22 protein-coding genes are annotated in these 24,400 nt (G+C 41.5%); 17 read left to right on the plus strand and 5 right to left on the minus strand.

Translation table 11 applies throughout. The annotated features are described in order from the left end of the window. Position 1 precedes the first annotated feature (1 nt). From OA91_RS16815 to OA91_RS16850, 8 genes are all read left to right on the plus strand, one after another. The gene (locus OA91_RS16815; RefSeq protein WP_063339186.1) at positions 2 to 1,972 is read left to right on the plus strand and encodes a beta-galactosidase; all 1,971 of its coding nucleotides are present in this window, start codon (positions 2 to 4) and stop codon (positions 1,970 to 1,972) included. A gap of 114 nt (positions 1,973 to 2,086) precedes the next feature. Then, positions 2,087 to 3,316 carry an ABC transporter substrate-binding protein gene (locus OA91_RS16820; protein WP_046015546.1) on the plus strand — a complete coding sequence of 410 codons (1,230 nt, stop codon included), beginning with the start codon at positions 2,087 to 2,089 and terminating at the stop codon, positions 3,314 to 3,316. A 271-nt stretch (positions 3,317 to 3,587) separates the two neighbouring features. Next, complete coding sequence (locus OA91_RS16825; protein WP_063339187.1) at positions 3,588 to 5,060, plus strand: bifunctional metallophosphatase/5'-nucleotidase; 1,473 nt, start codon at positions 3,588 to 3,590, stop codon at positions 5,058 to 5,060. Positions 5,061 to 5,079: 19 nt separating this feature from the next. Further along, on the plus strand, positions 5,080 to 7,050 hold the full coding sequence (locus tag OA91_RS16830) for a GGDEF domain-containing protein (protein ID WP_063339188.1): 1,971 nt from the start codon (positions 5,080 to 5,082) through the stop codon (positions 7,048 to 7,050). A gap of 5 nt (positions 7,051 to 7,055) precedes the next feature. Beyond that, a complete protein-coding gene (locus OA91_RS16835) occupies positions 7,056 to 8,225 on the plus strand; it encodes a GAK system CofD-like protein (RefSeq protein ID WP_063339189.1) in 1,170 nt (389 codons plus the stop codon). Between the two features lie 317 nt (positions 8,226 to 8,542). Then, positions 8,543 to 9,553 (plus strand): response regulator, encoded by a 1,011-nt coding sequence (locus OA91_RS16840; protein ID WP_063339190.1) that lies wholly within the window; start codon positions 8,543 to 8,545, stop codon positions 9,551 to 9,553. Continuing rightward, complete coding sequence (locus tag OA91_RS16845) at positions 9,553 to 10,512, plus strand: diguanylate cyclase domain-containing protein (RefSeq protein WP_063339191.1); 960 nt, start codon at positions 9,553 to 9,555, stop codon at positions 10,510 to 10,512. Before OA91_RS16840 ends, OA91_RS16845 begins: the two co-directional genes overlap by 1 nt. A gap of 230 nt (positions 10,513 to 10,742) precedes the next feature. Beyond that, positions 10,743 to 11,648: a D-hexose-6-phosphate mutarotase gene (locus OA91_RS16850; RefSeq protein WP_063339192.1), complete on the plus strand. Its 906-nt coding sequence runs from the start codon at positions 10,743 to 10,745 to the stop codon at positions 11,646 to 11,648. A gap of 62 nt (positions 11,649 to 11,710) precedes the next feature. Here OA91_RS16850 and OA91_RS16855 read toward each other — a convergent pair whose 3' ends face one another. Next, on the minus strand, positions 11,711 to 12,487 hold the full coding sequence (locus OA91_RS16855; RefSeq protein WP_046015552.1) for an exodeoxyribonuclease III: 777 nt from the start codon (positions 12,485 to 12,487) through the stop codon (positions 11,711 to 11,713). Positions 12,488 to 12,605: 118 nt separating this feature from the next. On the opposite strand from OA91_RS16855, the gene pyrE reads away from it, so the two are divergent. Then, a complete protein-coding gene (gene pyrE, locus OA91_RS16860) occupies positions 12,606 to 13,253 on the plus strand; it encodes an orotate phosphoribosyltransferase (protein WP_046015889.1) in 648 nt (215 codons plus the stop codon). Positions 13,254 to 13,328: 75 nt separating this feature from the next. Here the strand turns inward: pyrE and slmA are convergent, their stop codons facing one another. From slmA to coaBC, 4 genes are all read right to left on the minus strand, one after another. Further along, positions 13,329 to 13,922 carry a nucleoid occlusion factor SlmA gene (gene slmA, locus OA91_RS16865; protein WP_046015553.1) on the minus strand — a complete coding sequence of 198 codons (594 nt, stop codon included), beginning with the start codon at positions 13,920 to 13,922 and terminating at the stop codon, positions 13,329 to 13,331. A 68-nt stretch (positions 13,923 to 13,990) separates the two neighbouring features. After that, positions 13,991 to 14,896, minus strand: coding sequence for an acetylglutamate kinase (gene argB, locus OA91_RS16870; RefSeq protein ID WP_046015554.1), 906 nt, complete (start codon positions 14,894 to 14,896; stop codon positions 13,991 to 13,993). A gap of 295 nt (positions 14,897 to 15,191) precedes the next feature. Next, positions 15,192 to 15,650 (minus strand): dUTP diphosphatase, encoded by a 459-nt coding sequence (gene dut / locus OA91_RS16875; protein WP_046015555.1) that lies wholly within the window; start codon positions 15,648 to 15,650, stop codon positions 15,192 to 15,194. 31 nt (positions 15,651 to 15,681) lie between these two features. Further along, positions 15,682 to 16,896 (minus strand): bifunctional phosphopantothenoylcysteine decarboxylase/phosphopantothenate--cysteine ligase CoaBC, encoded by a 1,215-nt coding sequence (coaBC, locus tag OA91_RS16880; protein WP_063339193.1) that lies wholly within the window; start codon positions 16,894 to 16,896, stop codon positions 15,682 to 15,684. Positions 16,897 to 17,005: 109 nt separating this feature from the next. On the opposite strand from coaBC, the gene radC reads away from it, so the two are divergent. The 8 genes from radC (at position 17,006) to OA91_RS16920 (ending at position 24,399) form a co-directional block, all read left to right on the plus strand. Then, positions 17,006 to 17,680 carry a RadC family protein gene (gene radC, locus OA91_RS16885; RefSeq protein ID WP_063339194.1) on the plus strand — a complete coding sequence of 225 codons (675 nt, stop codon included), beginning with the start codon at positions 17,006 to 17,008 and terminating at the stop codon, positions 17,678 to 17,680. Positions 17,681 to 17,865: 185 nt separating this feature from the next. Beyond that, positions 17,866 to 18,102, plus strand: a complete 237-nt coding sequence (rpmB, locus tag OA91_RS16890) for a 50S ribosomal protein L28 (RefSeq protein ID WP_046015558.1) — start codon at positions 17,866 to 17,868, stop codon at positions 18,100 to 18,102. 11 nt (positions 18,103 to 18,113) lie between these two features. After that, positions 18,114 to 18,284 carry a 50S ribosomal protein L33 gene (gene rpmG / locus OA91_RS16895; RefSeq protein ID WP_009834226.1) on the plus strand — a complete coding sequence of 57 codons (171 nt, stop codon included), beginning with the start codon at positions 18,114 to 18,116 and terminating at the stop codon, positions 18,282 to 18,284. A 108-nt stretch (positions 18,285 to 18,392) separates the two neighbouring features. Continuing rightward, entirely contained in the window at positions 18,393 to 19,208 is an 816-nt protein-coding gene (gene mutM, locus OA91_RS16900; protein WP_063339195.1) for a bifunctional DNA-formamidopyrimidine glycosylase/DNA-(apurinic or apyrimidinic site) lyase, read from the plus strand. Positions 19,209 to 19,469: 261 nt separating this feature from the next. Next, positions 19,470 to 20,462: a BMP family lipoprotein gene (locus OA91_RS16905; RefSeq protein WP_046015560.1), complete on the plus strand. Its 993-nt coding sequence runs from the start codon at positions 19,470 to 19,472 to the stop codon at positions 20,460 to 20,462. Between the two features lie 304 nt (positions 20,463 to 20,766). Beyond that, positions 20,767 to 22,326 carry an ABC transporter ATP-binding protein gene (locus tag OA91_RS16910; RefSeq protein WP_063339196.1) on the plus strand — a complete coding sequence of 520 codons (1,560 nt, stop codon included), beginning with the start codon at positions 20,767 to 20,769 and terminating at the stop codon, positions 22,324 to 22,326. After that, positions 22,323 to 23,420: an ABC transporter permease gene (locus tag OA91_RS16915; RefSeq protein ID WP_046015562.1), complete on the plus strand. Its 1,098-nt coding sequence runs from the start codon at positions 22,323 to 22,325 to the stop codon at positions 23,418 to 23,420. The genes OA91_RS16910 and OA91_RS16915 overlap by 4 nt, the downstream gene beginning before the upstream one ends. Positions 23,421 to 23,430: 10 nt before the next feature. Next, complete coding sequence (locus OA91_RS16920) at positions 23,431 to 24,399, plus strand: ABC transporter permease (RefSeq protein ID WP_046015563.1); 969 nt, start codon at positions 23,431 to 23,433, stop codon at positions 24,397 to 24,399. Position 24,400: the final 1 nt, after the last annotated feature.

The following is a 24,400-nucleotide window of genomic DNA, read 5'->3' on the forward strand; positions in this document are numbered from 1 at the left end:
TATGAAATTAGGTGTTTGTTATTACCCTGAGCATTGGCCTAAGTCTCGTTGGCAGACTGATGTTAAAGCCATGGTTGAGATAGGCATTGAGTATGTGCGTATTGGTGAGTTTAGCTGGAGTCGCCTTGAAGGTGTTGAGGGTGAATATACCTGGGATTGGTTAGATGAAGCTCTGGAGGTCTTAGGGAATGCTGGACTTAAAGTGATTTTAGGGACACCAACAGCTACACCGCCTAAGTGGCTGGTGGATAAGCATCCTAGTATGCTCGCTTGTGATGAAGCTGGCCAGCCAAGAGGTTTTGGTTCTCGTCGTCATTATAGCTTTGCGAGCCTTGATTATCGCCAAGAGTGTCGTCGAATTGTGACGGATATGGCTAAGCGTTACGGTGCTCATGATGCGATTGTCGCTTGGCAAACAGATAATGAATACGGTTGTCACGATACTATTTTAAGTTATGCCGATGTGGATCTTGCTGCCTTTAAAGTTTGGTTAGCAGAAAAATATTCAAATATTGAGGCCCTCAATCAGGCTTGGGGTAATGTTTTCTGGAGCATGGAATATGCAAGCTTTGACGAAATTGAGCTGCCTAATCTGACGGTTACAGAGGCTAATCCTGCCCATAGACTCGATTTCCATCGCTGTTGTTCTGACCAAGTGGTTGCCTATAACAAGTTACAAGCAGATATCTTGCGTGAGTATTCACCAGGGCGAGATCTGGTACATAACTATATGGGTTTCTTTACCGCTTTTGACCATCACAAGGTTGGGCAAGATCTAGATGTAGCAAGTTGGGATACTTATCCTCTTGGCTTTCTGGATCAAGAAGCAATTTACCAAGACGAAGAAAAACAAACGTATTTACGTACAGGTCATCCTGACTTTGGTGCTTTCCATCACGATTTATATCGTGGCTGTGGTAAAGGGCGCCTTTGGATTATGGAACAACAGCCGGGGCCGGTTAACTGGGCTCCCCATAACCCAACCCCTGCAGATGGCGCGGTAAGACTTTGGACTTGGGAAGCCTTTTCCCATGGGGCTGAATTAGTCTCTTATTTCCGCTGGCGACAAGCCCCATTTGCCCAAGAACAAATGCATTCTGGTTTATTAAGGCCTGATGCTTCCAAAGCAGAAGCGGCTTTTGAGGCTCAGCAAGTTTCCGATGAAATTAATCATTTAAGCCAGCAATTGGGTCTAGATAAGGATGAACTAGAAGCTTTGCCAAGTGCCGGTAGTGTCGCTTTGATGTTTGATTACGATGCCTGCTGGGCCTTGGATATTCAGCCTCAGTCTCAGGCATATCGTTATTTGTTCTGGTGTTACCGTGTTTATGAAGCGTTAAGAGAGCTTGGTTTAAGTATCGATATTATCTCGCCTAAGAGTGATTTAAGTGCTTATAAAATGTTGGTATTACCAGCGCAGGTCGTGATTGATGACATGCTGCAAAAGGCGCTTGATAAATTTGAAGGTGTTTTATTAGTTGGACCGCGCTCTGGCAGTAAAACGTCTGATTATCAAATTCCAGATGAACTGGCGCCTGGCAAACTACAAACATTAATGCCGCTTCAAGTTGAGCGAGTTGATGCCTTACCTGAGCATACCCAGCCCTCTGTAAATGGTGCTTGGGGACAAGGTCAGCTTAAACATTGGCGTGAGCAAATAAATACTGAGTTAGCTGTTCATTTAGAAGATGAACAAGGTCAGCCTGTTCTTGTGGGTGAGGATAAGCGTTTTTATCTAGGTGCTTGTTTGGACAAGGCCTTGTTAAAAAGCTGTTTTGAAAAGCTTGCGGGACAGGCGGAATTACCTGTCTATTATTTACCTAAAGGTGTGCGAGTGCGCCATCGCGGTAAGCTGATATTTGTCTTTAATTACGGGCAAAGCGCGGCGAATTATGTGCCATTAGGGGCAACTTGCTTGATTGGACAAGCTCAGGTTGCGCCGGCGGGTGTCAGTATCTGGTTGAAATCGTAAAAATGTACAAAAAATAAACTGAAACTTGGTTTCATTTATTGACGAAAGTGAAAATTTACTTAATACTGAAACTGTGTTCCGTTTTATAAAAATAAAAGTGAGGATCTACTCAACATGAAAACCATTAAGTCTTTAATTGCTGGTACAGCTATGGCTGCAGCAGCTTGGTCGGTACAAGCGGGTACGCTTGTCATTAACTCAGACCAGGCCGATCCAGCGCCGAAAAAAGCTTTTGCTGAAATCGTTGAAAAATTTACCGCTGAAAATCCGGATGTCGAAATTAAGTACAACTTATACGACAAAGAAGGTTATAAAACGGCAATACGAAACTGGTTAGCAACGTCTCCACCAGATTTGGTTTTCTGGTATGCGGGTAACCGTATGAAGACCTTTGTTGAACGTGGCATGTTTGAAGATGTGAGTGATATTTGGGATAGCGAAGATCTTCACTCAAGCATGAGCACAGCAGAAGCTGCCATGACAATTGATGATAAACAATGGGGTATTCCATACACTTATTACCAATGGGGCGTTTACTATCGTAAAGATATCTTTGAAGCTCGTGGCCTAAGTGAGCCAAAAACGTGGGATGAGTTTTTAGCTGTCTCTGCGGCATTGAAAGCAGATAAAATTGCTCCGATTGCGATCGGTACAAAATACCTTTGGACAGCGGCGGGTTGGTTCGATTATCTGAACTTACGTACTAATGGTCTGCAATTTCATATTGATCTAATGGATGGCAAAATCCCTTACACAGACGAACGTGTACGTAAAACTTTCGAGAACTGGAAGCAATTGGTTGAACCTGGTTATTTCTTAGAAAACCATGCTTCATACTCTTGGCAAGAAGCACAGCCATTTATGTATAACGGTGATGCTGCTATGTACTTAATTGGTAATTTCATTACGCCTAACTTCCCGAAAGAGTTGGATGGCAAAATGGGATTCTTCCAATTCCCACAAATTGATCCAAGTATTCCTATGGCAGAAGATGCGCCTATGGATACAGTGCATATTCCTAGCAAGGCTAAGAACAAAGAAGACGCTCGTAAGTTCTTGAAATTTATGGCGCGAGCTGACAACCAAACTTTGGTTAATGCTGCCTTGTTACAAATACCGCCACATAAGGATGCGCAAGCTGTTGATAACTACTTCCTTAATAAAGGTGTGAATATGTTATCAAATGCGGCGGGTACTGCTCAGTTCTACGACCGAGATACTGCTCCGAGTATGGCGAAGGAAGGTATGAAAGGTTTCCAAGAGTTTATGGTTAAACCAGAGCGTTTGGATGCGATTTTGAAGCGTCTTGAGAAAGTGCGTAAGCGTACTTTTAAAGTGAAATAAGCTTTCATTTGTGATGCAAAAGCAGTGCTCTATTAGAGTGCTGCTTTTTGTCGTTTTAGGGCAGTATAAAATGCTCTCACCTTATTAGCTGCTCTGTTTAATTGAATATTTAGCAATAAGCTTTTTATTAGGTTGAAGCCTAATTGATTGGAAATTAGCTTGAAAGTGCGCAAAGAACTTACTAAGTCACCTTAAATGTTACAAAATAAGCATAGTTAGATCAGGCTTTTTGATAAATACTTAGAACCTGAATCAATGTAAGGTAATTGTTATGAAAGAGCGTGTTTTATTTACAGTCTCTCTTATTCTATCAAGTATGTTTTGCTCTTTTCATAGCATGGCAGCAAGCTTGGTGTTTACTTCTAATTTACCTGACATATTGATTGCCCCAGAAAAACCAAACCTGAGTCGATTGGCAGGCTTTGTCAGCGAGTTAAGACAAGGTAATGATGGAAAAGTGCTTTTTATCCATGGTGGGGATAGCTTGTTTCCTAATGCCTTATCTAACTATGATTCTGGCGCGCATATGATTGATGTACTTAATCATATGCAAGTAAATCTATTTGCCGTAAATCAAAGAGAGTTTGCTAACGGAATAGATCAACTGACATTAAGGTCCAGTGAAGCTAGCTTCCCTATGGTGTTATCAAACTTACTTGATAAGCGCACCAATGAACCAGTAGAAGGGACTTTTTCTCATTATTTATTAGATACTGGTGATGTTCGTTTTGGATTTATAACAATATTAGATACCTCTATTAATTTGACGTATTTACAGGGAGAGGTGTCAGTATTAAATGTTGTTGACTCAATTCAGCAGCTAGATAAAACATTAAGAGAAGAAGGGGCTGATAAAGTCATTTTAATTACCGAAAATGATGTAATTAAAAAACTTGATGACAGTGCTTATGAGCCGCTTGATTTAGTTTTGGTAGCGAAAGAGGGTGATGACTATATTGATACTCGCTCAACGCCAATAAAAGTATTTAGTGGCGGCCATGATGGTGATCTCGCTGTGATTGATTTTAAGGATAAACATGCTCATGCAAGTGGACGCATTGCCAGCTATCGAGATAATCAAGAAAGTCAGTCGGTTGATCAAACCGTGCAAAGGTATATAGATAGGCTGAATATTATTTTAGAATATGAATTAGGTGTTCTTGCTTCGCCACTTAATTCTTTACGTGAAAATATTCGTACAAAAGAAGCTGCAATAGGTAATTTGTTTGCTGACAGCATGCGAGATTATGCAAAAACCGAATTAGCTGTCATTAATAGCGGTAGTATTCGAGGCTATAGAGAGTATCCAGTTGGGCAAATATTAAAGCGTTCTCATATTAATCGCGAACTTCCTTTTGGTGATCATATTCACACCATTGAAGTGAGTACCGATGAGATTCACGCCATGATGGAAAACTCCTTAAGTAAGGTGGATGTTTTATCAGGGCGTTTCCTTCAGATTTCTGGCTTTAATGTAAGCTATGACTTATCGCGTCAGCCTTTTGATCGGGTATTAGAAATTAATGTTGCAGGAAAACCACTCGAAGAGCGTCATTACACGCTATCTTTATCCGGCTACTTATTAAAGGGTGGAGATGAATATGGGATGTTTAAAGATAAATCTGAGTCCTATACTTTAAAAGAGACTCGCCTGTTATGGACGATAGTGTCGGATTATATTGAGCGTCAGGAAAATGTGAATGTAGCGCTTGATGGCCGTTTAGAAGATTTAACACCTGAATAAGGTTAGCTCAGGAGTTCTAATGAAGTTTGAATCATTACCAAAACATTTTTTCCATTCTTTGAAATTCAAAATGTTAGTTGGTTTTGTGCTCATGTTTGCTTGCATTGGTATGATGAATTGGATTTCTATGGATAGGCTACAAACCTTTGAAAATACCATAGTCCATAATACACAAGAGCAGCTGCCAATTATGGAAGCGGCTTCGATAATACAAATACAAGTTGCTTCCTTGTCTGGCTTGATGACTCAAATGGCTGAGTCAGACTCTCAGGCTGAGTTACGTATTGTGTCGGCTGAAATTAATCATCTGCTGAAAGGGCTCGCACAGCAGTTAGAACGTCTTAGCGATAGTAAGTCTACAGAACACCTTTTAGCAATTTTAATGAAGCTAACGAAGAGTTTAGAGACGACGTCTCATATTCAAAATCAACATATTATTAAAAGCCAACAGGTGGCAAAAAACATTAAGTTTATTTTATCCAATTCACTGGATAGCATGGAGTATGGCAGTTTATTACATCGTCAAATTTGGATTCCTATTTCCAAAGAAATTTCGCTTTTATCTTCAAGTACAAAACTATTTGAAATTTCTGCCGCTGAAAAAAAGATAAAAAGAATTATTGCAAAGCACAAAGCCTCTAAACATTTATTGGAAGCAGATGATCAGGCGTTATTGCAGCAAATAATGGGCGATGTCGGTCTGTTTTATCAACTTAAAGTTAGGGAAGAGAAGCGCAAGGAATTGTCTAGCATTACCACTCAAAATCAAATTTTATTGGATGGTATGACAGAGGACAGTTTACGCCTATTTGACCAGAAAAGTCAGGAAGTACAAACCAAAGCAAGTGAATTGATATCAACCATAGAGCAGACTCGATTTAACTACTTTGTGATTATTGTTTTTGGCTTAATTCTCTTTGTTTTATCTTTGCTTTATCTAAAAGAGATCTTGTTCTCACGTCTGATTATGCTGAGTAATTTGATTCGCTCGGGCAACTTAAATAAGTATGACCTACAAAATTTCGATCTGAAAAACGAAATTGGCGATATTGCATTTCAATTGAGTAATTATCTCACCACAATTGATAGTCAACGTAATCAGTTAAAGCAGGCAAGTGAGCAACTTGCTAATGTTATTAAATTTTCAAAGTTACGGATTGCGATTGTGCAAGATGAGCAAATTGTTTATCACAATCAGTCATTCCCTCGATTATTTGATCGCACTGAAATGCGCAATGTGGGTGAGCTTCCTGCCGAAATTTCCAAAGCCATTACTCGCAATGGACTGATTAGGCATACAAGTTCCATTATTTTAAAGAGTTTTTACAGTGAGTCTTGGCAGAGGTGGTTTGATGTTTCCTCCGTGACCATACTGTGGGAAGGCAAGGAATCTAGCCTGATTAGTCTTGTCGATGTAACCGATAGAGAAAACGCTGCGAAAGAGTTTAAGGAAACTATTTCGTTAGTGGAAAAAGAGTCGCAAAAAGATGCTTTAACAGGTTTATATAATCGTAAAATTTATGCTTCTACTTTGGATTTATTGGAGCAGCAATCGGCAGATGAATCCTTTGCCATGCTAGTGTGCGATATTGATAACTTTAAAGCTTATAACGATAGCTATGGGCACCAAAGTGGTGATGATGCACTGAGAGCTGTGGCTCAAACTATTGCAAGCTTCTGCCAGCATAAGGATGTGGCTTTGCGCTATGGCGGTGAAGAGTTCCTATTAGTGCTGTTTGATCGCTCTCCTGAGGGTGCCAGTGATATAGCCCAGCGAATTATTAATCAGGTACACGATTTAAATATTATCCATAAAACATCTGAGTTTCAGCGAGTAACGGTTAGTATAGGGGTTGCGATTAAAGATGAGCCAACAGTGACTCACCCAAGAGCCTGTTTTGAATTAGCCGATCAAAGGTTATATATAGCGAAACGTAGTGGCCGTAATCAATTAATCGACCAAAGTACCTCATTGGAATTAGAAGGTTAGTCTTTATGCCAAGTATTTGGCGAAAATTGCAAATTCCTGATCCTATTCGTATCGGTAGGTCTCAAAAAATGCCTGAATTGGGGCCGCGTATTTTATTTTTTAGTGGCGGCTCTGCATTAAATAAAATCAGCCGTTCTCTCAAAAACTATACCCATAACTCTATTCATTTGGTTACCCCGTTTGATTCTGGTGGTAGTTCAGCCAAATTGCGTGATGAATTTAATATGCCTGCTGTGGGCGATATACGTAGCCGCCTGATGGCTCTAGCCGATGAAACCGTATTAGGTCAGCCTGATGTTTATGACTTGTTTCATTATCGTTTGAATCCAGATCAGGACAATCAGACCTTAAGGCAAGAGCTACAAAGGTTGGAGTCTGGTGAACACCCTTTTATGACTAAAATTACGTCACCTTTAAAAGAGCTTATTCAGACTCAACTCTCAATTACGAATGCAAGTATCAGTCAGGACTTTGATTTAAGAGGTGCCAGTATTGGGAATCTCATCATTGCAGGTGGATATTTAAATAATGAGCAAAAAATAGATCCTATTATTTTTCTTTTCTCACGCTTAGTGAAAGTGCTAGGAGAAGTGAAGACGATTACGGATACCTCGCACCATATGGTGACCCTGTTAGAAAATGGTGAATCCTTGGTGGGTCAACATAGGATGACAGGTAAAGAATGTGGTGCCATCTCTTCTGCGGTAAAAGAAATCTATCTAACGCAAAATCTAATAAGTTCTAAACCTGCTGTGGTTAAGTTAGGCCATGATAGGCATAAAATGATTCAAGACGCCGATTTAATTTGTTATCCGCCTGGTAGTTTTTATAGCAGTGTTTTAATTAACTTGGTGCCAGAAGGCGTTGCTGAGGCTATTTTGGCAAACCCTAATCCTAAAATTTATATTCCTAATTTAGGAAATGATCCTGAACAATATGGTTTAACCTTGTTACAACAGGTAGAAACTATAATTCGGTTTGTTCATAAAGGGGAAAATGAACAGGGTTCATTAGGTGCATTAGACTTTTTATTAATCGATGAAAAGCTTTCTTATACCGGGCTAAATGAAATAGAAGCTTTAGGCGTAACAATAATAAGAGCGGATATTGCGGATGAAAAAGCGCATAAATATCATGAAAATAAGTTATCAGAAGCGTTAATCTCGATACTCTGAGTTTTTTTGATATTTTATTGTAAATAATTGGCCTTATTGGACGGTTTTGACTAGTTTTTGAACAGGAAATAAGCATAATAGCGGCCATTAAGGATGACACCGTTCGCTAAGCAAATTATTAATTTATCCTTACCTGCTTGATGATGGTTACAAATGATAACCAAGTGTACTTTCCATTACTGTTTATTGCCGCTAGTAACCGTTAAAGTTTAATTTAAATTCTAATAAACGTGCAAAATAAGCATATCAATATATAGTTTAAATATTCATAAGTTAATGGTTTAAGTCTAATAGTTTTATACCTAAAGTGAGATTTCATGAGTGCCAAAGTTCTTATCTGTGATGATTCCAGTGTAGCAAGAAAACAGCTTTCAAAGTTGTTGCCGGCAGATTGGACGGTCACAATTTTGTTTGCTGAACATGGTGAGCAAGCATTAGAGATTCTGGAAAGTGAAGACATAAGTTTAATGTTTTTAGACTTAAATATGCCTGTGCTTGATGGTTATCAAACCCTAGAAAGAATGCAACAAGCTCAAATGGCGACCAAGGTAATCGTCGTGTCTGGTGATGTTCAAGCACAAGCGCTTGAAAGAGTTAAGTCATTGGGGGCAATTGATTTCCTTAAAAAGCCTGCCACGAAAGACATAATACGTGCGGCGCTTGAACAGCATGGCTTTATGGGTGATGAGTCAAATGATGATTCCCATTTAACCATGGAGGATGAGGGCATAGAGTTCTCATTAAATGACTGCCTGCAAGAAGTTTCGAACGTTGCTATGGGCCGTGCCGCTAGTGTGCTTGCCGATATGTTAGGTGTGTTTGTGAAACTGCCTGTGCCTAATGTGAATATGCTGGAAGTGAGCGAATTGCAAATGGCATTAGGCTATAACGGTGAAAGCAATCGTTATTCAGCGGTTTCTCAAGGCTTTGTGGCGACAGGCATTGCGCTTGAAGCACTATTGGTATTTTCTGATTCAAGCTTTCCTGATATGGCAAAATTATTGGGTTACCAAGAGAAGCTTAATAAGAATTCAGAAGTAGAGTTATTGATGGATGTGTCTTCGGCTTTGGTTGGGCCTTTCATTTTAGCTTTAGCCCGCCAGCTAAATATTGATTTTAGCGACAGCCACCCTGTTGTATTAGGGCAACATGTTAAGAATGATCATCTTATCAATGCGAAGAAAGCCGCGTGGAAACAAACCCTAGCAGTAGAAATTACCTATGAGGTTGAAAATTATCAAGTGAGCTGTGATTTGATTTTATTGTTTACAGAAGACTCAGTGGCCACACTTGAGAATCTACTCTCTTACTTATCGGAGGACGAATAATGTCGAGTGCAGTAGATGAAATGTTAGAACTACATTGGCTGTTTGATATGATTCAAACAATCGATGTGGGGTTAGTTGTACTGAATACAGACTTTGAGGTTGAATTGTGGAATGGTTTTATGGAAAACCATTCAGGCATTACATCTTCTAGTGCTAAAGGTAAGCCGCTTTTTTCTATGTTTGAAAATATTCCGGCAGAATGGCTAAAGAACAAGCTGAATAACGTTAAGTCATTAAAGACACCGTTTTATATCTCTTGGGAACAGATGCCACACCTATTCCCATTTACCTCTTATCGCCCGATTACTAGTTTGGCTGATAAGATGTACCAGAATGTGACTTTGAGACCGATTTCCCATGTTGATGGCTCAATTAAACACTTATGCATGGTTATTTATGATGTCTCTGACATCGCTACTAGTAAGGTTTCTCTTTCCAGTGTGAATGTGAAATTGGACTATGTTAAGCGCAATGACATGGTGACCGGTCTTAAAAACAGAACCAGCCTTGAGCATGTACTCGCTACCAATTTTACTGCTTTTCAAGAAGATACCAGCACTAATCATTCTCTTATCCTGATGGAAGTTGATAATTTAAGACAATTCCATCTAGAGCATGGTTACACAGTCGGAGATGAAGTCTTTGAAAAAGTGGCTGAATTATTAGGTGAATCAGTCCGTCCTGGAGACTTTGTTAGTCGTTTTACCAGTGGTATGTTTGCAATTCTGTTAACCAATGTGACTCAGGTGAAAGCCGAACAATATAGCCAAGGTTTAGCAAAACGCGTAGCCTCCACTAAGTTTGCTACCTCAAAAGGGGATATTAAATTAACCATGAGTTTTGGTGTTGCTCAAACTCGTGAAACGGATTCCTCTTCAGAAGACTGGTTAGGTCGTGCTGATCAAGCATTATTTGCCGCACAAACTAAGGGTGGGAATTGCTCCGAAGGTGCGGTATAAAATACAAAAAATGATCACTAAAAAAGCCCTGATTATTTCAGGGCTTTTTTTATGCAAGCGTTACCCTTATATTTTGTATTTTAAGGCCCTGTTTACCTATTGGGTGTGACAGTTTGATATGAACCTATATCAAGACTAGTGAATTAAACCTAAGTAAACCTCAAATGGTCTTATATTAATTTAGTGAGCTTATCGCTAATATGCTGCTTCGGCTAATTGAGGAGAGTTAAATGGACAAGCAATTGATGGAAGACCTAGAAATGGTAGGGGGAGTGTTAACCCCGACGAGTCTTCGCGGTTGTGATGAAATTTTAATAGAACAGCCAGGCTTTAGTGCTCGTATTGCACTTTGGGGTGGTCACTTGGTTAGCTTTATACCAGAAGGTGAAGAAGACCTATTGTTCCAATCCAGCCAAGAAACTCGTGATTCACGTTTTTCTAGAATCCATATGGGCGTGCCCATTTGTTGGCCTTGGTTTGGGGCACATGAGACGAATAAAGATTTGCCTGCCCATGGGCTTGCTCGATACTTTCGTTGGCAGCTGGCGGAAGCTGGGCACTTTAAAAATGGTGATGTTAAAATTCAGTTAAAGCTAGCGTCAGAGCAACATCCTCTGATTGAAGATATGTGGGCAGATGCATTTGAGCTAAGGCTAGTATTTCGATTAGGTGATGGCTTCGAAGTTAACTTCTCTGCTGCCAATCTATCCGATAATGATGTGAAAATTTCTGAAGCACTACACACTTACTTTAATGTGGGTAATAGTGAACAGGCCGAAGTGAAAGGTTTAGAAACCTGTCAGTATCAAGACAAGTTTGAAGGGATTTCATCGGTTCAGTCTGGCTCTATTCAACCTTGCACCGAGTTAGATCGAGTCTATCTAGATACGCCAGATACCAGTATTTTAGTTGATCCTGTTTTTGGTCGTACTCTTACCATAAGCCAAGAGGGCGCAGCGAGTACTGTGGTGTGGAACCCAGGCGCGGAAAGAGCAAAAGAACGTGTTGATTTACAGGATGATGAATACTTAAACTTTGTGTGTGTTGAAAGCGCTAATGCACTGTCCAATGCCTATACCTTAACACCAGGATCGATTCATCAGCTTAAGCTAAAAGTAAAATGGGAAAAGCACTAACTTTATTCAGGACGGGACAATATTAAGACCAAAAAAAGGGCATATTAAATGCCCTTTTTTTATTAATCGATATCGTATTCCATGATAAGTGGTGCATGGTCTGCAAAGCGCTGGTCTTTGTATACGCTACCTGAGCGTATTACTTGTTTTAAGCCCGGCGTAGTAATTTGGTAATCCAAACGACCACCTTCATCTAATTTCCAAGCACGCTCATAATCTGGCCACCAAGTATACTGCTTGTCTTGCTTGTTGATCTGACGATAAGCATCTATGTACTCATGCTCATTAAAAATTTCGTTGATCCACTGACGCTCTTCAGGCAAGAAACCTGAGTTGCGCTGATTCACAAACCAGCTGCTGACATCAATAGGAGAGCGGGCAACATTTGCTGTTCCACAGAAGATAAACTCTCTGCGCTTACGGCGAGTTTTAATTAGGTGATTCTTAAAACCTTCCATAAAAGCGTATTTGTGATCTTGTAACTCTTGTTCGTGATTAGAGCCATGAGGAGCCAAGAAAGAGGCGATACTCACTTTGTCAAAGTCTGCCTGAATGAATCGGCCTTCGAAGTTGCATTCACTAAAGCCTATGCCTGTCATGATGGCTTTTGGCATCTTCTTACAATAAATCGCTACGCCTGCAGTGTCAGGGTCATTTAATGAGTCAAAAAAATACGTGTTATACCCTGCTGGAAAAAAGACGTTATCGTTTAAGCTGGCTTCTTCTGCCTGAATATCTTGTAGACACACTACATCTGCGTCTTGTTTTACCATCCAATCAAAAAAGCCGCGGTCTGCTGCTTGTCTGATACCGTTTACATTAAGGCTTATGACCTTCATTTCTGGTCCCTACAATTCAATGCCATGTGTTATATTAGCGCCTATCTTAATTGAGGCTTTGTTCGCGAGCCTTCTAGAAGCACGCTTTTCGTTTATTAATGCAATTTTGGAGCCAGGTATGAAACCTTACCAAAAAGAATTTATCGAATTCGCCATTTCTCAGGGAGTACTGAAATTTGGTGAATTTACCCTTAAATCTGGTCGAGTTAGTCCATATTTTTTTAATGCAGGACTGTTTAACTCAGGTCAAGCGCTTGCCAAACTAGGTCGCTTTTACGCTGCCGCTTTGGTTGAAGCGAATGTCCCTTACGATGTTTTGTTCGGGCCTGCCTATAAGGGTATTCCTTTGGCAACAACTACAGCTGTTGCCCTTTATGATCATCATAATGTAGACACCCCTTATGTTTTCAACCGCAAAGAGAAAAAAGCACACGGTGAAGGTGGTAGTCTTGTTGGTGCGGAACTTAAAGGCCGCATCATGATTATTGATGATGTTATTACTGCAGGCACTGCCATTCGTGAAGTGATGGCCATCATCTCTGAAGCAAATGCATCACCAGCGGGTGTGCTGATCGCTCTAGATCGACAGGAACGTGGACAAGGTGAGTTGTCTGCCATTCAAGAAGTCGAGCGCGACTTTGCTATGCCTGTTATCAGTATCGTCTCTCTTAATGACATTATGACTTATTTAGCGGAACAAGATTCTGAGGCTTTCTCTCAGCACCTTGAAGCGGTAAAAGCATATCGTGATCAATATGGTATCTAATAAGCCATAATAAGCATCTAATGCCTATAAGGACGTAGTTTTCTCTACGTCCTATTGTATTTTAATTCTCTGTTATTAACAGCTAACTATTAGGTTTTGAGACAATAATTTCCATTGCTCAGGCCAATGTGCACTCGCTTTGTTTTTAAACTCGCTACGTACATACTGACGAATCTTTCCTTCTGCTGTAGCAACCAATAAATTGGCACTGGCAGCAACGCTAATGCTAGTGCGTAAACCTTGTTTAAGCTCAGCTTCACGTAGAATCTGTTTAATCTGTGTCTCAATACGTTCAAATAACTGGCTAATCCGCTTGCGTAAGCGCTCTGTTTCGCCTGCAAGGGCATCACCGGTTAATAATCGGCACATACCTGGATTTTGATCTGCAAAGCCTAAAGTTAATTGTAAAATCAATTGCACCTTAGTTTGTACATCGTCTTCTTCCTGAATAATACGATTAATCCGCGAAAATAAGCTGTCTTCAATAAACTCAATCAAGCCTTCGAACATTTTTGCTTTACTTGGAAAGTGTCTATACAAAGCAGCTTCTGAAACGCCGACTTGCTTTGCTAATGCTGCTGTAGTGATCCGTGCACCTGGGCTGCTTTCAAGCATTTGAGCCAATGCTTGAAGTATCTGGGTGCGACGGTCAATCTTCTTATTACTCATAATGTTTTCCAATATCAAAATAGTGCTTTAGGCGAGCTGTCCCTTGCACAAACCTAATATCTAATAGCCTAATTTAATGATTTGTTGGTAATTAAGGTACCAACCCCTTCATCAGTAAAGATTTCTAACAAGGTAGAATGGGGAACACGACCGTCAACAATGTGGGCGCTGGTGACACCTGCGTTAACCGCAGAGAGTGCGCAGCTGATTTTAGGTAGCATGCCGCCATAAATGGTGCCATCAGCGATCAATGCATCAACTTGGGCAGTACTTAAGCCGGTTAAAACATTGCCATCTTTATCTTGAACACCTGAGATGTTGGTCAGTAGCATCAGCTTTTCAGCGTTAACTGCTTCTGCAACTTTACCCGCTACTAAATCCGCATTGATATTGTAGGAGTTGCCTTCAGCATCAACACCAATTGGTGCAATGACAGGGATAAAGTCACTGTTTTCTAGCATTTTAAGTACGCTAGTATCGATAGAGTCCACTTCACCTACATGACCAATATCAACAATTTCTGGGGCTGCGCCCGGGCTTGTTTGGCTCTTAACAAAGAGTTTCTTGGCTTGGATGAATCCACTGTCTTTACCAGTTAGACCAATTGCTTTACCGCCAGCATTATTAATCAAATTAACTATGCCTTTATTGACCTGACCGCCTAAAACCATCTCAACTACGTCCATGGTACGTGTATCTGTGACACGCATGCCGTTGATGAATTTAGATTCGATGTTGAGTTCTTGCAAAAGCTTACCAATTTGAGGGCCACCGCCATGTACAACAATTGGGTTGATACCAATCAGTTTCATTAAAACGATGTCTCGTGCGAATCCAGCTTGAAGTGCTAGATCTGTCATCGCGTTACCGCCATATTTGATAACTAAGGTCTTGCCGGAGAAACGTTGTATGTAAGGTAAAGATTCGCTCAGTACGCTGGCAATTTCTAATGCAGAATCACGCGTTAAAGGCATGAAAGTAGGGCTCCTAAAGTTAAGCTCATACAAAGTCATGGACTCTGTTGAGAATCATATAATTATTATGTTTTTAAAGAATGCTATAAAGATATCAGTAAGGCTAAGTGCTAGATTTTGGGGCTAAGCACGTAAGCGAATACTTAGAGAATAATAACGTGATATTTATCTATAAACTACCGAAACTTTGGCTTAAGCGCGTTTGCTTTTGTATCTAGAGGTTAAGAAATTGCGGGGAAGTAAGAAGCGATCAAAATGAAATCTTGGTTTTTTGATCGCTATGTGTAACTAATTGTTATTTGGTACCAGTTGAACCAAAGCCACCTGTACCACGATCACTGCTTTCAAATTCAGTCACAATATCGAACTCAGCCTGTACAACAGGTAATAAAACCAGCTGAGCAATACGCTCGCCAGCTTCTATTGTGAATTCAGTTTGACCACGGTTCCAGCAAGATACCATTAGCTCACCTTGGTAATCTGAGTCGATTAAACCGACTAGGTTACCTAGAACGATACCATGTTTATGACCCAAGCCTGAACGAGGCAAGATAGTCGCTGCAAGGCCTGGATCTTGAATATAAATAGATAGGCCAGTTGGAATCAGTGTTGTTTCACCTGGCTTTAGGTTAATTGCTTCATCTAGGCAAGCTCGTAAGTCTAGGCCTGCAGACCCTTCTGTTGCATAACTAGGAAGAGGGATGTCAGTGCCAATTTTGTCGTTAACAATTTTTAGTTGAATCGCTTGTTTCATGATCTTTATGTCTATGCCTAAATGAATTGGGTTAATGTGCTTGGTACTGGCTCTGAATGAGAGTAACTAAATATTTTGCTAGTTCAGTTTTAGCTGCTTGTTCTGGTGTCCAAGTTTGATCTTTACCGACCACAGTGACCTGATTTTGATCTTGGTTAAACCCTATATCTGCACGAGAAACATCGTTGGCAATAATAAGGTCTAAACCTTTGCGAGTGAGTTTATCTTTCGCATAAGCCAGCAGGTTTTGGGTTTCAGCAGCAAACCCCACAACAAACTTAGCTTGTTGTTCAGATACCATGGTGGCAATGATATCAGGATTTTTTACTAAGGTGAGTTGCATTTCATCTGAGCCTGCCTGCTTTTTCATTTTTTGCGAGGCAACTTCTTTTAATCTGAAGTCGGCAACGGCAGCAGCACCGATGAAAACATCTGGCTGATTATTAGCGGCAATCTCTCGACACTTATCAAGCATGTCTAACGCTGATTTTACCGGATGAAGCTCAACCTCTGGAGACGCTTTAACAGCGACAGGCCCACTCACCAAAGAGACTTTTGCGCCAAGAGATTGGGCAACATTTGCTAAAGCATAGCCCATCTTGCCTGAGCTGTGATTGCTGATGAAACGCACTGGATCTATGGCTTCCATCGTTGGTCCTGCGGTAATTAACCAATGTTGGCCGGATAAAGGTAAGTCTTCTATTTGGCTCTGTTCAAGGGCTTTGAAAATGGCTGCTGCTTCACTCATACGGCCATAACCCACATCGCCACAGGCTTGATCACCAGATTCAGGGCCAATAAGTTTTACGCCTCTTAGGAGTAAGCGTTTTATATTGTCTTGCGTGGCTGGATTTGACCACATGGCTTGGTTCATGGCGGGAGCAAGCCAAATGTCAGCTGTGGTGGCAAGGCAAAGGGTGCTTAGCAGGTCATTTGCCATACCTTGTGTTTGGCGAGCAATGAAGTCTGCTGAGGCTGGGGCAATAATAATAAGGTCAGCCCATTTAGCAAGTTCAATGTGGCCCATGCCAGCTTCGGCGTCCACATCTAATAAACTGGTGCGAACGGGTAAACCAGAAACCGCCTGTAATGTCATAGGAGTAACAAAGGCCTTGGCGCCTTCAGTGAGTACTACTTGCACATCTGCACCTGCTTTTTTTAGCAATCTGACTAATTCAATGCTTTTGTAGGCTGCAATACCGCCAGTAATACCCAATAATATCTTTTTGTTCGCAAGTGCAGACATAAAACTATGCTTCTCAATTCGTTTGTAGACTATAAGTGAGTAGTTGAGACCAAGGAAGTTGGCATAGGTTCTCAAATTAGCAAGATTAACATGGATCAAGGAGGACTTCATGGGTATCAAACAATGGCCTGAGGCGCAAAGACCGAGGGAGAAGTTGATAAAACAAGGAGCGCAGGCTTTATCTGATGCTGAGCTTTTGGCGATCTTTTTGCGTACAGGTACGCAAGGAATTGATGCAGTTGAGCTAGCGCGTCGAGTGATAATGCATTTTGGCAGTTTGCAGGCTTTAATTTCAGCCTCTAAATCAGAGTTTTGTGCCTGCTTAGGGTTGGGCGAAGCAACGTTTTCGCAACTTCAAGCGGTAGTTGAGATGAGTAAACGCTATCTTCATGAGACGTTAGAAAAAGATGACGTCTTTACCTGTGTTGATAGTGTGCAGCTTTTTTTAAAAGCCAAGTTAAGATTGGCAAGCCGAGAGATTTTTGCGGTTATGTTTCTAGACAGCCAGCATAGGTTAATTCATTACCAAGAGCTTTTTTATGGCACCATAGATGCGGCGGCAGTTTATCCAAGGGAAGTGGTAAAAATGGCGCTGGCATATAACGCTGCAGCCTGCATTCTTGCCCATAACCACCCATCTGGCGTCTCTGAGCCCAGCCAAGCAGACATTTATATCACGCAAAAACTGCAACAAGCCCTTTCGCTTATGGATATTAACCTGCTCGATCATTTTGTGATTGGGGATGGAAAGCCTATTTCTTTGGCTGAAAGAGGTCATGTGTGACGGAAATTTTGTGCTTTAGTTGATCATTTTTTAACAAATTAATTGCGAAGCACCAAGGGTTATGGGAGAATTCGCGCCGCTATTCCTCGGTACGGGATATTTTTGACTTATTTCAAGTCATGCTCCGCCTGAGGGAGTGAAGCACACTTCCAACAATTCTGGATAGCAATATAAGGTATTATATTATGTCTCGCGTATGTCAAGTTACAGGGAAACGCCCAGTTACGGGTAACAACGTTTCTCACTCAAAGCGTCGCACTAAGCGTCGTTTTTTGCCAAACCTTCACTGGCACCGTTTTTGGGTAGAAGGCGAAAATCGCTTTGTACGCCTACGTGTGTCTTCTAAAGGTATACGTATTATCGATAAAAAAGGCATCGAAGCAGTTCTTGCTGACCTTCGTGCTAACGGCGAAAAAGTATAAGGAGCTGAACCATGGCATCTAAAGGCGCTCGCGATCTAATTCGCATGGTATCATCTGCTGGTACTGGCCATTTTTACACTACGGATAAAAACAAGCGAAATACTCCTGATAAATTGGAGTTTAAAAAATTCGATCCTGTTGTTCGTAAGCATGTAATGTACAAAGAAGCGAAAATTAAATAATTTTCAATTCTTTATACAAAAAAGACCGGCTTAGGCCGGTTTTTTTTGTATAGGTAACAGCCCCTATAATTTGGGCTACCTAGATAAACTGTCAAAATAACCTTCACCATGCCTGAATTACCAGAAGTCGAAACCACTAAATGTGGTATCCAGCCCCATCTACAAGACCAACATATCCTTGATGTCGAAATACGTCAGGCGCAACTTCGTTGGCCGATCACGCCAGAGCTTGTTGATCAAGTAGCGGGTGAAAAAGTGACTTCCCTCTCGCGTCGAGGTAAGTACATAGGCATTCATACGGCGAAAGGCACTATTATTATCCACTTGGGAATGTCAGGTAGCTTGTATTTAGTGCCGGCAGAGACTCCCCCTTTATTTCATGATCATGTGGATTTTAAACTCAGTTCAGGCCAATGGTTAAGGTATACAGATCCAAGACGTTTTGGCGCCATTCTCTGGACACAAGAGGATTGGCTTGAACACAGTTTAATAAGAAGTCTTGGACCTGAACCTCTATCAGATGCTTTTACTGGATCTTATTTGGCTGCCCGAGCTAAAGGAAAAACTCAAGCAGTGAAAACCTTTATTATGGACAGTAAACAAGTGGTTGGTGTGGGAAATATCTACGCCAACGAAGCCTTGTTTATGGCTGGAATTAAACCAAATAGAAGGGCCGGACAAGTCAGTGCAAAACGCTTGGCTGTCTTGGTAGATTGCATCAAGCTAGTGTTAGCTAGGGCAATTGAACAAGGAGGTACAACGTTGAAGGACTTTGTAGGTGGTGATGGAAAACCTGGCTATTTTAAACAATCACTGAATGTTTATGGGCGAGCAGGTTTGCCTTGCGTTAAGTGCGAGACAGACTTGCTTGAAATCCGACTGGGACAGCGAAGCACGGTTTACTGTAAAGAATGTCAGCGATGATTATTTTGTAAACAGTTGAAAAAAAGTTTTACCAATTGGAAAAATTTTTGATATGCTGATTCACGTTGGAACCTGAACTGGTCTCAAATTACACGATTATGTAGTAAAAAAACACAAATCGACTAAGTTTAATGGGTTTTTCCCTGCTTTAATGTCACTTTGGATTGCGATAATGGTGTAATAAGTTTATTTTTGACCAGTTAGGCAGCATCTTTTTAAAATGCTGTTACAAACATACTAATAACTACAAGAGGAATTCTAATGAAAGGTGTCTTTCTTGCATCCGCTACGGCGCTAGCAATTGCAGCTTCGGCTCAAGCTGCAGATATCAAACCTGCTGTTGTATACGACCAAGCGGGTAAATTTGATAAATCCTTCAACGAAGGTGTTTACAACGGTATTACTAAATTCACTCAGGATTCTGGTGTACAGGTTCGTGAATTTGAACCGAAAAACGAAGCTCAGGTTGAACAGGGTCTTCGTCGTTTGGCGAAACGTGGACACTCTCCAATCGTTGCTGTGGGTTTCTCTATGGCATCTGCTCTTGAAAAAGTTGCTAAAGACTTCCCTGACACTAAATTTACCATCATCGACATGGTTGTTGGCTTGCCTAACGTTCAATCTATCGTCTTTAAAGAGCACGAAGGTTCGTTCCTAGTAGGTTCATTAGCTGCTATGGCATCTAAAACTGACAAAGTTGGTTTTGTTGGTGGTATGGATATTCCTCTTATCCGTCGTTTTGCTTGTGGTTACGAGCAAGGCGTTAAATACGTTTCTTCTAACGCAGACGTATTCCAAAACATGACTGGTTCTACTCCTTCTGCTTTCAATGACCCAACTAAGGGTTCTGAATTGGCTAAGAGTCAATTCTCTAAAGGTGCAGACGTAGTATTCGCAGCCGCTGGTGGTACTGGTATCGGTGTTTACCAAGCAGCGAAAGACGATGGCAAATTCGCTATCGGTGTTGACTCAAACCAAAACCACATTCAACCAGGCACAATGCTAACTTCTATGGTTAAGCGTGTTGACCTTGCGGCTTACAATGCTTACACAGCAGCGAAAGACGGTTCTTGGGCACCTGGCGTGACTGTTCTAGGTCTTGCTGAAGGTGGTGTTGATTGGGCGCTTGATAACAACAACGCAGCGCTTGTATCAGACGAGATGAAAGCAAAAATTTCAGCTATCCGTGCTGATATCGTAAATGGAACTATCTCAGTTCACGATTACATGTCCAACAACTCTTGCGACATCTAATCTAATAAGAAACAGTCGTCTGTCATAAGCAGACGGCTGTTTTTTTTGCTTAGAATAAATTTCTGAAACTAATGTGTTTACAAGAAACTTTTGTTGCAGATAGCACATTAGACGCTAATGCTTAGCCCTTATATAAAGATTAAGTTCTTTTTAAGTCAGATTATCAGCCTGTATAAAGTTAGGTGTTAGTTCATCAATAAATAAATGCAGCAAACTAAGGTGGCTAGATCCTTGTTCTGAGTGTATTTTGAACAATGTTAAACATGGCTATCTATAATTAACCGCAGATAAATCACAAATTCTTATGAATAATACTACAAGCCCATACGCGATCGAATTGCGCGATATTAGTAAGCGCTTTGGAGCAGTCCAAGCCAATAAAGACATTTGTCTTCAAGTCCCTGCTGGCACGGTTCACGGCATTATTGGTGAAAACGGCGCAGGGAAGTCCACTTTAATGAGCATCATTTATGGCTTCTACGAAGCAGACTCTGGTGATATTGAAGTGGGGGGTGAGCTTGTTAATATCCGCACCTCTGAAGATGCTATTCGTTTCGGCATTGGTATGGTTCACCAGCACTTTATGTTGGTTGAAAACTTTACAGTGCTAGAAAATGTTGTTCTAGGTGCCGAAGGTGGTGCCATGCTTAAAGGCGGTTTAGACGCTGCCCGTAAAGAGTTGAAGCGACTAGAACAAGAATACAATCTAGATGTTGATGTGGATGCGGTTGTTGAAGATTTACCCGTTGGTTTACAGCAACGAGTTGAAATCTTAAAAGCACTTTATCGTGGTGCGAAAATCCTAATTTTGGATGAACCGACAGGGGTATTAACCCCACAAGAAGCAGATCACCTGTTTAGAATTCTACAATCCCTGAAAGAGCAGGGTGTGACAGTCATGATTATCACTCACAAACTACGTGAAATCATGGCATCAACAGACAATGTCTCAGTTATGCGTCAAGGCCAAATGGTTGCTCACAGGGTAACGGCTGAAACGGATAAAGAAGAGCTTGCAGAGCTTATGGTGGGTAAGAAAGTCCGCCTGGTGGTGGATAAAGAAGAGGCTAAGCCAACAAACGTAGCCCTTTCTGCTAAAAACTTAAGCTGGTTTGATGAGCAAGGTGTTAAGCGCCTTAAAGATGTCAGCTTAGAATTAAAAGCAGGTGAAATTGTGGGTATTGCTGGTGTATCTGGTAATGGCCAAAGTGAATTGCTAAATGCTTTGTCAGGTATTACTCCTTTATCTGGCGGCGAGATTCATTTCAATGGTGAAGTGATTACTGCCAAGAATAAGAAAAATGCATCGCAAATGCGTGACCTAAAAATGGCCCATGTGCCAGAAGATCGCCATAAGATGGGCCTAGTTACTGGCTTTGAAGCTTATGAAGCGGCTATCTTGGGTTACCACAACTCTGAAGCATACAACGGTAAAATCCTATTAGACCGTAAAGCTATGTTAGATGAGTGTAATGAGCGTATGCAAAAGTGGGATGTTCGTCCTGCGGATCCTTTCTTGAAAACGGCTAACTTTTCTGGTGGTAACCAGCAAAAGATTGTTATTGCCCGTGAAGTAGAGCAAAACCCAGATGTGTTATTGATTGGCCAGCCAACACGTGGTGTGGATATTGGTGCGATCGAAAACATCCATGAAGAAATTGTTAAATTGAGAGACTCAGGTAAGGCGATCTTACTGGTCTCTGTAGAACTGGATGAAATTATGGCCTTAAGTGACCGAATTATCGTCATGTTTGATGGCGCGGTTGTTGGCGAAATTGATGCTAAAGACGCGGATGAGCGCACGCTTGGCTTGATGATGGCGAACGCCTTGAACGAAGAAGAAAAAGCAGGAGGCCAAGCATGAGTCAGCCGAAAGTTCCGGTTTGGGTGAATCTTGCCCTTATTCCGTTTATTAATATTATGTTGGCCTTTTTGGTGTCAGCCTTGGTTATTTTAGCCATAGGTGAAAACCCAATCGAAGCAGCAGGTTACCTAGTGTACGGTGCCTTTGGTTATGAAGAAGGCATTGGCTATACCCTGTATTATGCCACTAACCTTATCTTCACTGGTTTAGCCGTATCCATTGCTTTTAAAGCCGGTATTTTCAACATTGGTGGTGAAGGACAGGCTTATATAGGTGGTTTAGGTGTGGGACTGGCATGTCTCGCATTCGACCAGACTATGCCATTCTACGTGATTGTTCCGCTAGCCATTATTGGTGGTGCTGCGTTTGGTGCTGCTTGGGCGTATATCCCTGCGTATTTAAGTGCGCGTCGTGGTAGTCACGTGGTAATTACCACTATCATGTTTAACTTTATTGCGTCTTCTTTGATGGTTTATCTGATGGTGAACTGGCTTAAACAGGAAGGTCGTATGTCTCCTAACAGCCGTACTTTCGAAGAATCTGCTTGGCTGCCATACATGCATGAAATGCTAGCAGCCATTGGTATTAACATTGAGCAATCACCGCTTAATGCCTCTTTCCTTTGGGCGCTAATTTGCTGTGTTCTGATTTGGGGCTTGATATGGCATACACGCTGGGGTTACCAGTTACGTACCGTAGGTACTAACGCAACTGCTGCTATCTATGCGGGTATTGATAATGGCAAGGTGACTATTTGGGTTATGTTGATTTCGGGTGCTTTGGCTGGTTTTGTTGGCCTGAACGAAATCATGGGTGTTCAGCACAGTCTATTGCTTAACTTTACCGCGGGTTTTGGTTTTGCTGGTATTGCTGTGTCTTTGATGGGTCGTAATCACCCAGTCGGAATTATCCTTGCCGCGATATTATTTGGTGCGCTTTATCAAGGTGGTTCAGAGTTAGCGTTTGAAATTCCAAGCATCACACCAGAAATCGTAGTTGTGATCCAAGGTCTAGTTATCCTGTTCTCTGGTGCACTAGAACATATGTGTAAAGATCGTGTTGAAGCTTTCTTCACCCGTACTTCAGCAGCTTAGGAGATAGCAGATGTTTGAAACACTTATTCTTATTCTAGATGCGACATTACGTGTATCTACACCTCTTATCCTTGCTGCTTTAGCAGGTTTATTTGCCGAACGCTCTGGTATCGTTGATATTGGTCTGGAAGGTAAAATCCTTGGTGCTGCGTTTGCGGCAGCGGCAGCGGCGGCTGTATTTGGTTCTGCTTGGATAGGTTTACTTTTTGCCATTATCGCGTCGGTTGCCCTAGCGTTAATTCATGGTTTTGCTTGTATTACCCACCGTGGTGATCACATTGTTAGTGGTGTCGCGATTAATACAATCGTCGCTGGACTCACAGTTACCTTAGGCCTTGATTGGTTCAGTCAAGGTGGTCAAACACCGGCTTTGACAGGTGATGCACGATTTACCTCTATTACTTTCCCATTTGCTGATGCATTGGCAGATGTGCCTGTAATAGGTCTGATCTATTCAGAGCTATTAAGCGGCCACAACATCTTGGTTTATCTAGCCTTCGCGATTGTGCCTCTAGCGGTTTGGATTATTTACAAAACGCGCTTTGGCTTACGACTACGTGCTGTTGGTGAGAACCCTCATGCGGTGGATACGGCGGGTATCAGTGTTGCCTTTATACGTTATCGTGCCATGATCATTTGCGGTATCTTATGTGGTCTAGCCGGTGCTTATCTATCGACTGCTCATAATGCAGGCTTCTTGAAAGATATGAGTGCTGGTAAAGGCTATATCGCTTTGGCGGCTTTGATCTTTGGTAAGTGGCGTCCTGTTCCTGTGATGTTTGCTTGTCTGTTATTTGGTTTCCTAGATGCTGTTGCGGTACGTATGCAAGGTGTTCAAGTACCAGGTATCGGTGAAGTACCAGTACAGGCTATCGAAGTATTACCTTATGTACTGACGGTATTATTACTTGCTGGTTTTATCGGTAAGGCGGTTGCGCCAAAAGCTGTCGGCCGACCTTATGTGAAAGAGCGAGGCTAGT

Origin of the sequence: Marinomonas sp. SBI8L (assembly GCF_001624705.1) — a bacterium.
Taxonomy (GTDB): domain Bacteria; phylum Pseudomonadota; class Gammaproteobacteria; order Pseudomonadales; family Marinomonadaceae; genus Marinomonas.

What these genes read in the sequence shown, in the direction of transcription:
- pyrE (WP_046015889.1), top strand. Translation starts at nt 12,606, where the DNA reads ATGAAACCTTACCAAAAAGAATTTATCGAATTCGCCATTTCTCAGGGA.
- mutM (WP_063339195.1), top strand. Translation starts at nt 18,393, where the DNA reads ATGCCTGAATTACCAGAAGTCGAAACCACTAAATGTGGTATCCAGCCC.
- OA91_RS16840 (WP_063339190.1), top strand. Translation starts at nt 8,543, where the DNA reads ATGAGTGCCAAAGTTCTTATCTGTGATGATTCCAGTGTAGCAAGAAAA.
- coaBC (WP_063339193.1), bottom strand. Translation starts at nt 16,896, where the DNA reads ATGTCTGCACTTGCGAACAAAAAGATATTATTGGGTATTACTGGCGGT.
- OA91_RS16915 (WP_046015562.1), top strand. Translation starts at nt 22,323, where the DNA reads ATGAGTCAGCCGAAAGTTCCGGTTTGGGTGAATCTTGCCCTTATTCCG.
- OA91_RS16850 (WP_063339192.1), top strand. Translation starts at nt 10,743, where the DNA reads ATGGACAAGCAATTGATGGAAGACCTAGAAATGGTAGGGGGAGTGTTA.
- dut (WP_046015555.1), bottom strand. Translation starts at nt 15,650, where the DNA reads ATGAAACAAGCGATTCAACTAAAAATTGTTAACGACAAAATTGGCACT.
- argB (WP_046015554.1), bottom strand. Translation starts at nt 14,896, where the DNA reads ATGCCTTTAACGCGTGATTCTGCATTAGAAATTGCCAGCGTACTGAGC.
- rpmB (WP_046015558.1), top strand. Translation starts at nt 17,866, where the DNA reads ATGTCTCGCGTATGTCAAGTTACAGGGAAACGCCCAGTTACGGGTAAC.
- OA91_RS16855 (WP_046015552.1), bottom strand. Translation starts at nt 12,487, where the DNA reads ATGAAGGTCATAAGCCTTAATGTAAACGGTATCAGACAAGCAGCAGAC.
- rpmG (WP_009834226.1), top strand. Translation starts at nt 18,114, where the DNA reads ATGGCATCTAAAGGCGCTCGCGATCTAATTCGCATGGTATCATCTGCT.
- OA91_RS16845 (WP_063339191.1), top strand. Translation starts at nt 9,553, where the DNA reads ATGTCGAGTGCAGTAGATGAAATGTTAGAACTACATTGGCTGTTTGAT.
- OA91_RS16820 (WP_046015546.1), top strand. Translation starts at nt 2,087, where the DNA reads ATGAAAACCATTAAGTCTTTAATTGCTGGTACAGCTATGGCTGCAGCA.
- OA91_RS16825 (WP_063339187.1), top strand. Translation starts at nt 3,588, where the DNA reads ATGAAAGAGCGTGTTTTATTTACAGTCTCTCTTATTCTATCAAGTATG.
- OA91_RS16830 (WP_063339188.1), top strand. Translation starts at nt 5,080, where the DNA reads ATGAAGTTTGAATCATTACCAAAACATTTTTTCCATTCTTTGAAATTC.
- OA91_RS16910 (WP_063339196.1), top strand. Translation starts at nt 20,767, where the DNA reads ATGAATAATACTACAAGCCCATACGCGATCGAATTGCGCGATATTAGT.
- radC (WP_063339194.1), top strand. Translation starts at nt 17,006, where the DNA reads ATGGGTATCAAACAATGGCCTGAGGCGCAAAGACCGAGGGAGAAGTTG.
- OA91_RS16905 (WP_046015560.1), top strand. Translation starts at nt 19,470, where the DNA reads ATGAAAGGTGTCTTTCTTGCATCCGCTACGGCGCTAGCAATTGCAGCT.
- OA91_RS16835 (WP_063339189.1), top strand. Translation starts at nt 7,056, where the DNA reads ATGCCAAGTATTTGGCGAAAATTGCAAATTCCTGATCCTATTCGTATC.
- slmA (WP_046015553.1), bottom strand. Translation starts at nt 13,922, where the DNA reads ATGAGTAATAAGAAGATTGACCGTCGCACCCAGATACTTCAAGCATTG.
- OA91_RS16920 (WP_046015563.1), top strand. Translation starts at nt 23,431, where the DNA reads ATGTTTGAAACACTTATTCTTATTCTAGATGCGACATTACGTGTATCT.
- OA91_RS16815 (WP_063339186.1), top strand. Translation starts at nt 2, where the DNA reads ATGAAATTAGGTGTTTGTTATTACCCTGAGCATTGGCCTAAGTCTCGT.